Source organism: Coleofasciculus sp. FACHB-1120 (genome assembly GCF_014698845.1).
Classification (GTDB): Bacteria; Cyanobacteriota; Cyanobacteriia; order Cyanobacteriales; family FACHB-T130; genus FACHB-T130.
The window spans coordinates 35,185-41,422 of record NZ_JACJTV010000042.1 but is presented as its reverse complement, the minus strand read 5'-3'; the positions used below and the strand labels follow the sequence as shown (position 1 = coordinate 41,422).

Sequence of the window (6,238 nt, the reverse complement as noted above, 5' to 3'; positions counted from 1 at the left end):
TTGTGGAACCACACCGACTCCATCCCGAACTCGGAGGTGAAACGCAACTGCGGCGAAGATACTCGGCGGGTGACTGCCTGGGAAAATAGCTCAGTGCCAGGTTAATTATCAAAAAGCTCTCTTGCCGAATCATGCAAGGGAGCTTTTTTGCTTTATTGTCTTGGGGGCTAAATACTTTTGCTTAATTTTTTGAATAACCTTTAACCTAGAATTGTTGAATGAGAGATTGAGCTGTGGATGCCATATTAGAGCGATCGCATGAATTAAAACAAGCCTTAATTGAGTTTGTCTTGGAGGCGGAAGGAGAGCTGGCGCAATCGCTAGAAGCTTATGCCGCTGCTCAGCCACACCGAGAGCGTCAGGATATTGCTCAAAGAGACTTAATCATTGATACCTTCTTGACTGAAGGAAAAGTAGGGCATGGGGATAAAGACGTTTTGGATTTGTTTCTGGAGAGCCAGCCAGAATTGTCTGAAAACGATCGCAACTTAGTCAGTAGCTGGCGGTGCAGCTTCATTGGCTTGTTTGCTACGCTCCAAGTCTTACCAGATGGCTTTGAGTTGATGAACTGGCTGACCGCTAAGCGCTACATCGTCAAGCCAAACACGCTTCTAACGTGGCAGGAGATGAGCCGGTTTAAAGAGGGAGAAATTTTACTCACTCGCATTGCACCCGTAACCAATAGCGTCTGGATGTTTTCTGGTCCTTGTATCCCAATGGGGAGATTAGGAAAACCCAAACTGGCGGTGGCAATTGGAAATTTTAAGGAAAATTACAACAAGTCGCTTTATAGCGATGCCCCAGAACTTCTAGAACTGGCGTGGCAATCAGTAGAACAATATCACCAAGATTTTCTAGGCTTTTTTGGTAGCGACGAAGTCGTAATGCCTGGGTACCAGATGAATAAGAAGATAGAAGAATTTCAGGAGGTACTCACTAAGAAACGCTTAGCAGCGGCAGGCATTGATGAAAATAAATCGCTCTCGGAAATAGCCGCAGAAGCTGGGGTTACAGAAGAGGAAATGAAAGCAGCCGCAGAAGAATCAGGTGCCGATTCAAAAGCGATCGCTCAGATGTTTGACAGCAAAAACCCAACTAAAATGGTGACGCCTAAAGTTGAGTTGCCTGCAAATCTCAAGAAAGCTGAACAGTTAACAGCCCTCACCCATCCTCGTTGGGGTCAAATATTTCTGCCTACATACAGCCGGTTCAAGGCAATGCTAGAAGCAGAAGACTGGCAGAACAACATTGAAAACACTGAGAAGCTGGTTCGCCAGTATCTAGAAGACTCGACAATTAATGCCTTCATTTGGCATCGCTTGGCCGAAACTTATCCAGCCCAAATGGAAAAGCTGCTGAAAACAGTATTACAGCGTCCACAATTGAAAATTGACCGCGATTTAGACGCTTTACTCCAAGAGTATAACAAGCCGTTAGAGCCTGATTTACCGGAGATTGCCAGTGTGCCAGTGCATTTACATGATTTGTTTCAGGAAGCGTTGGCAGAGGTTAATAAATCAAAATCTAAGGGCAAGGGTAAAAAGAAGATAGGAATAGGCTTTCAAAAGTAGCGATTGGGACTGAAGTGGTTGCTGTAGCACTTCTAAGTTGGATGGAATATACTGCGGTTCTAACGTTTGATAGGGGCTTTTTGATTACCATGCCCCTACAGATGTATCGCACCCAATCAAGAATTGCTATAACTCCAGTGCCATCGCCAGTGTCAGCAATTGGTAAAATCACTATTTGCAACTTCATCCCAGTCCCTCTCCATGCCAGCCGCAGTTGTCACGCTAGAAAATACTGAAAATCAGGATCGTTTAATCATTCAGAATCCCGCAGCAGGGCTATCCTTGCAGGGACGCATTCGGGTGCCAGGAGATAAATCTATCTCCCACCGGGCTTTGATGTTGGGAGCGATCGCCCAAGGAGAAACCACTATTCAGGGACTCCTCTTGGGAGAAGATCCCCGCAGCACTGCTAGCTGTTTTCGGGCGATGGGTGCCGAAATTTCGGAACTGAATCCGGAAATGGTGCGAATTCAGGGCATCGGACTTGGCTGTCTGCAAGAACCAACCTCAGTCTTGGATGCCGGTAACTCAGGTACTACCTTGCGGCTGATGCTGGGGCTTCTCGCCTCTCATCCGGGACGTTTTTTTGCGGTGACGGGGGATAGTTCGCTGCGATCGCGCCCAATGTCCCGCGTTGTCAAACCGTTACAAGAGATGGGCGCTCAAATTTGGGGACGTCAGAACGGCTCTTTAGCGCCTCTGGCAATTCAAGGACAACAACTGCGACCGATTCACTATCACTCCCCCATTGCCTCAGCACAAGTCAAATCTTGTATCCTGCTAGCGGGATTGATGGTGGAAGGACAAACTACCGTTACCGAACCCGCCCTCTCCCGCGACCACAGCGAACGGATGCTCAAAGCTTTTGGGGCAGAACTCAGCATCGATCCAGAAACCAATAGCGTCACCATTACTGGCTCAGCCAAGCTGCAAGGGCAGCCGGTGGTTGTGCCTGGGGATATCAGCTCAGCTGCCTTTTGGCTGGTTGCTGGGGCGATTGTACCGGGTTCGGAGTTATGTGTTGAAAATGTAGGGGTCAATCCCACCCGCACTGGCATTCTGGAAGCTCTGGAGAGGATGGGCGCTGACATTCAGATGGAAAATCAGCGGATTGTCGCGGGTGAGCCAGTCGCAGATTTGCGAGTACGTTCTGGTGCCCTTAAGGCTTGTGAAATTGCTGGCGATCTAATTCCTCGCCTAATAGATGAGGTTCCAATTTTAGCGGTAGCGGCAGTATTTGCCCAAGGAACTACTGTCATTCGAGATGCAGCCGAGTTGCGGGTCAAAGAAAGCGATCGCATTGCCGTGATGGCATCTCAGCTCAATCGCATGGGTGCCAAGGTTACAGAAAGACCCGATGGGTTAGAAATTACGGGGGGCACTTCCCTCATTGGCACTGATGTTGATAGTCACACCGACCATCGAATTGCCATGAGTTTAGCAATTGCCGCCCTTAATGCAGAAGGCACTACCACGATTGGGCGTGCCGAAGCCGCTGCTATCTCTTACCCTGACTTCTTTCAATCCTTAATCGGGATTATCAAGTGATATTTAAGTTCAAATGCTGTAAGCATTTGCGTTTTCACCCTAGTTATTAAAAAGCAAGGTGGGTAGTATCCACCTTGCTTTTTAAATGAGGAATCAAACAGCGATCGCCTTGGCTTTAGGCGATAATTGTTCGCGGTTATGAGGTTCCTCAAAATCAATTGACGGCCCTTTCGGAACAATTCTGGTGGGATTAACTTTCGGGTGGCTTTTGTAGTAATGGCGTTTGATATGGTCAAGGTTGCAGGTTTCCTTTACCCCCGGCACCTGGTAGAGGTCTTTGAGGTAATTCCAGAGAGTGGGGTAATCCACAATCCGGCGTAAGTTGCACTTGAAGTGGACATAGTAAACGGCATCGAAGCGCAAGAGAGTGGTGAACATACACCAATCTGCCTCGGTGAGGCTTTCTCCGCACAGATAGCGTTGCTTTACTAACACTTTTTCCCAACGATCCAGAGCATCGAATAGTTCCGTCACCGCTTCATCGTAGGCGGCTTGGCTAGTCGCAAATCCTGCCCGATAAACGCCATTATTAATCGGTTGGTAAATTGCATCAATCGTCTTATCAACCGCCTCTTGCAATTCCGTTGGATAAAAATTCATATCTGACTTTGCGAAATCATCGAATTCTGTATCAAACATCCGAATGATCTCGCGGGATTCATTATTCACAATCGTGGCGGTTTCTTTATCCCAAAGAACTGGGACAGTCACCCGCCCATTGTAATTAGAATCTGCTTTGAGATAGACTTCCCAGAGATAGCGAGTCTTGTTTACCGTATCGGGAATACAACCCGGCTCTTCAGAGAATTCCCAACTATTTTGATTGATTTCGGGTGCCACAACTGAGAGACTGATAACATCTTCTAATCCCTTCAATTGACGCATGATTGCGGTTCGTTGCGCCCAAGGACAAGCCCAGGAAATATAGAGATGATAGCGACCCGGTTCAGCCTTAAAGCCACTAGAACCATCAGATGTAATTTTGTTGCGGAAGGTTGTTGATGGGCGAATGAATTTTCCTTGGGAGTCTTCTTGTTCTCGTTCGCTAATCCACTTTCCATCAACCAAAAGACCTAAACCCATAAAGTTCTCCTTTGAGAGTATTAAGGGCAACCCCAGGAAGATTGCCCCTACACTTATTGGCTCAGGTTTTCACCTAAAATTCATCGGTCTTAGGTGCAAAATATGAGGAGTAACTTACTCAGCGCTGAGGATTTGCGGCACTTTGAAAAAGTCACCCTCTTGATCTGGGGCACCTGTGAGAATAGCTTCCCGGTTGGGAAAAGGTTGCAGTTCATCAGGGCGTGTCACATTGCTGACATCAATTGCCCGTGTTGTGGGCTGCACATCACTGACATCGAGTTCGCTTAATTGTTCAAAATACTCCAAAATACTGCCTAGTTGGGTTGTAAATTGGGCTTCTTCTTCTGGGGTCAGTTCTAGGCGAGCCAGATGGGCAACTTTGCGAACTTGTTCGCGGTCAATCATAACAGTGGTAATGGCTAATGGGTGATTGGTCATTTGATAGTAGATAGTAGGTAATTTTTTCTCATTTGCTGATTACCTATTACCTGTCATCTAAAAGAAGATATCCATCGTAGAGCGCCCAGTCGTTTTGAGCCAATTTTGGGCTTCGATGTAGTTATTCGGAGCCATACTAATCGCTTGTTTCCAATATTCTCCTGCTTTGTCAAACAAAGCTTCAGCAGCTTCGGGATCTCCATCTTCCTTGATCTTTTCACCCTGGAAGTGGTAAATGACGGCAATATTATTCAACGCTTGAGGCAGGCGGGGATTACAGTCAAGCGCTTGGTGGTAATATTCCAAAGCCTGCTCGTGATCGCCATTGCTGGCGTATATCAGCCCCATATTGTAGAGGATATAACTGCGGTCGTAAGTGTCTTCCTCTAGCGTTAAAGCTTCCCTGTAATTGTCTAAAGCTTCAGCGTATTCACCATCTGCCTGCGCTGACATACCATCGCGGTAGTAGATGAAAGCTTCTTTTGCTTTCTTGTTGGCAGGCAGGATTTTTAGGATGATATCCGCCATTACCGTGAAGCTCTTGTCAATGAAGTTATCGTTTTTTTGCGTTCTTGGCATATCCGCCTCTGTAATGCTGCGCTAATGCGATAGTGTAGCCTTGTCAGTTTATCGCTCAGTCATGCTCTTTAAGCTAATTTAACGCGCTCTGGGAGTCAACTGAATTGAGATTAACAAATGCGATCGCGCTTTTCTTATTCTTTATTCTTTCCTCAATCAACCCAGCTTCTCAGTATTTTTTTCTTTAAAGGTATTATTTTATACGAGAAATATACCAGTTCTTGTGTATATTTAGAGAATAGGAATCTGTGCGCTTATATATACGGAATTAAAGCTTGGCGATCGCTCAGCCGTAAGGCTAATGCACCCTTGACTATAGTTGGGGTTAATAATGCAAAGTGCCATCTGGGAGAATTGCACTATTGAGCTGGACGCCTTCGAGAAGCGCATTCTCAAAATCAGCATTTCGCAAATCCGCCCCTCGCAAGTCCGTTCCTCTGAGAATGGCATTGCTCAAGTCAGCACTAATCAGATTCGTTTCCCGCAAATCAGCCTTGGTGAGGTCAGCGCCCGGTAACTTCGCCATCGTCAACTCAGAACCGGCAAGGTTAGCGCCTGTGAGATTGGCTTTAATCAGCGCCGCTAAATTTAAATTAACGCCGCTCAAGTTAGCACCGCTGAGGTCACTATTAATAAAGCTGGCACCGCCTAGATTTGCGCCACCAAAATTGGCACCTCTTAAATCAGCAGCACTGAGATTGGCACCGGCGAGATCGGCACGCCTCAAATCAGCTGCTCTTAAGTCCATATCTCGTAACTCAGCGCCCCTCAAGTCACATTGAGGACATTGTTTAGTTTTTAGCAACTGTTGAACGTGTTCCAGATTGGCTGCTTTGAGTGGTGTTGCTAATCCCAGAAGAGAGAATAGAAAAACGGGCAGCCACGTTAGGAAGGCGAAGCGGTGCTTCAGTTTAGCGTGGCAGATGGTAACAGCGAATAGGTTAAGAGCGATCGCGCGAGTTCTGGTTTTCATAATCTGCCTGCTGGAATTTGCCAAAATTTTATACTGGTGATAGTAG

At 46.7% G+C, this 6,238-nt stretch carries 6 protein-coding genes and 1 rRNA gene; 3 read left to right on the top strand and 4 right to left on the bottom strand.

Going from position 1 to position 6,238, the window contains the following annotated elements; all coding sequences use genetic code 11:
• The 3 genes from rrf to aroA form a co-directional block, all read left to right on the top strand.
• Positions 1–102 (top strand): 5S ribosomal RNA (gene rrf, locus H6H02_RS24085); the annotation flags it as partial.
• Between the two features lie 131 nt (positions 103–233).
• Positions 234–1,571 (top strand): hypothetical protein, encoded by a 1,338-nt coding sequence (locus H6H02_RS24080; RefSeq protein WP_190822564.1) that lies wholly within the window; start codon positions 234–236, stop codon positions 1,569–1,571.
• Positions 1,572–1,772: 201 nt separating this feature from the next.
• Positions 1,773–3,119, top strand: a complete 1,347-nt coding sequence (gene aroA, locus H6H02_RS24075) for a 3-phosphoshikimate 1-carboxyvinyltransferase (RefSeq protein WP_190822574.1) — start codon at positions 1,773–1,775, stop codon at positions 3,117–3,119.
• 93 nt (positions 3,120–3,212) lie between these two features.
• Here the strand turns inward: aroA and H6H02_RS24070 are convergent, their stop codons facing one another.
• The 4 genes from H6H02_RS24070 to H6H02_RS24055 form a co-directional block, all read right to left on the bottom strand.
• On the bottom strand, positions 3,213–4,202 hold the full coding sequence (locus H6H02_RS24070) for a glutathione S-transferase family protein (RefSeq protein ID WP_190822562.1): 990 nt from the start codon (positions 4,200–4,202) through the stop codon (positions 3,213–3,215).
• 114 nt (positions 4,203–4,316) lie between these two features.
• Positions 4,317–4,607 (bottom strand): Asp-tRNA(Asn)/Glu-tRNA(Gln) amidotransferase subunit GatC, encoded by a 291-nt coding sequence (gene gatC, locus H6H02_RS24065; protein WP_190822572.1) that lies wholly within the window; start codon positions 4,605–4,607, stop codon positions 4,317–4,319.
• Between the two features lie 90 nt (positions 4,608–4,697).
• Complete coding sequence (locus H6H02_RS24060) at positions 4,698–5,219, bottom strand: photosystem I assembly protein Ycf3 (RefSeq protein ID WP_190430410.1); 522 nt, start codon at positions 5,217–5,219, stop codon at positions 4,698–4,700.
• A 325-nt stretch (positions 5,220–5,544) separates the two neighbouring features.
• A complete protein-coding gene (locus H6H02_RS24055) occupies positions 5,545–6,192 on the bottom strand; it encodes a pentapeptide repeat-containing protein (protein WP_190822560.1) in 648 nt (215 codons plus the stop codon).
• Positions 6,193–6,238: the final 46 nt, after the last annotated feature.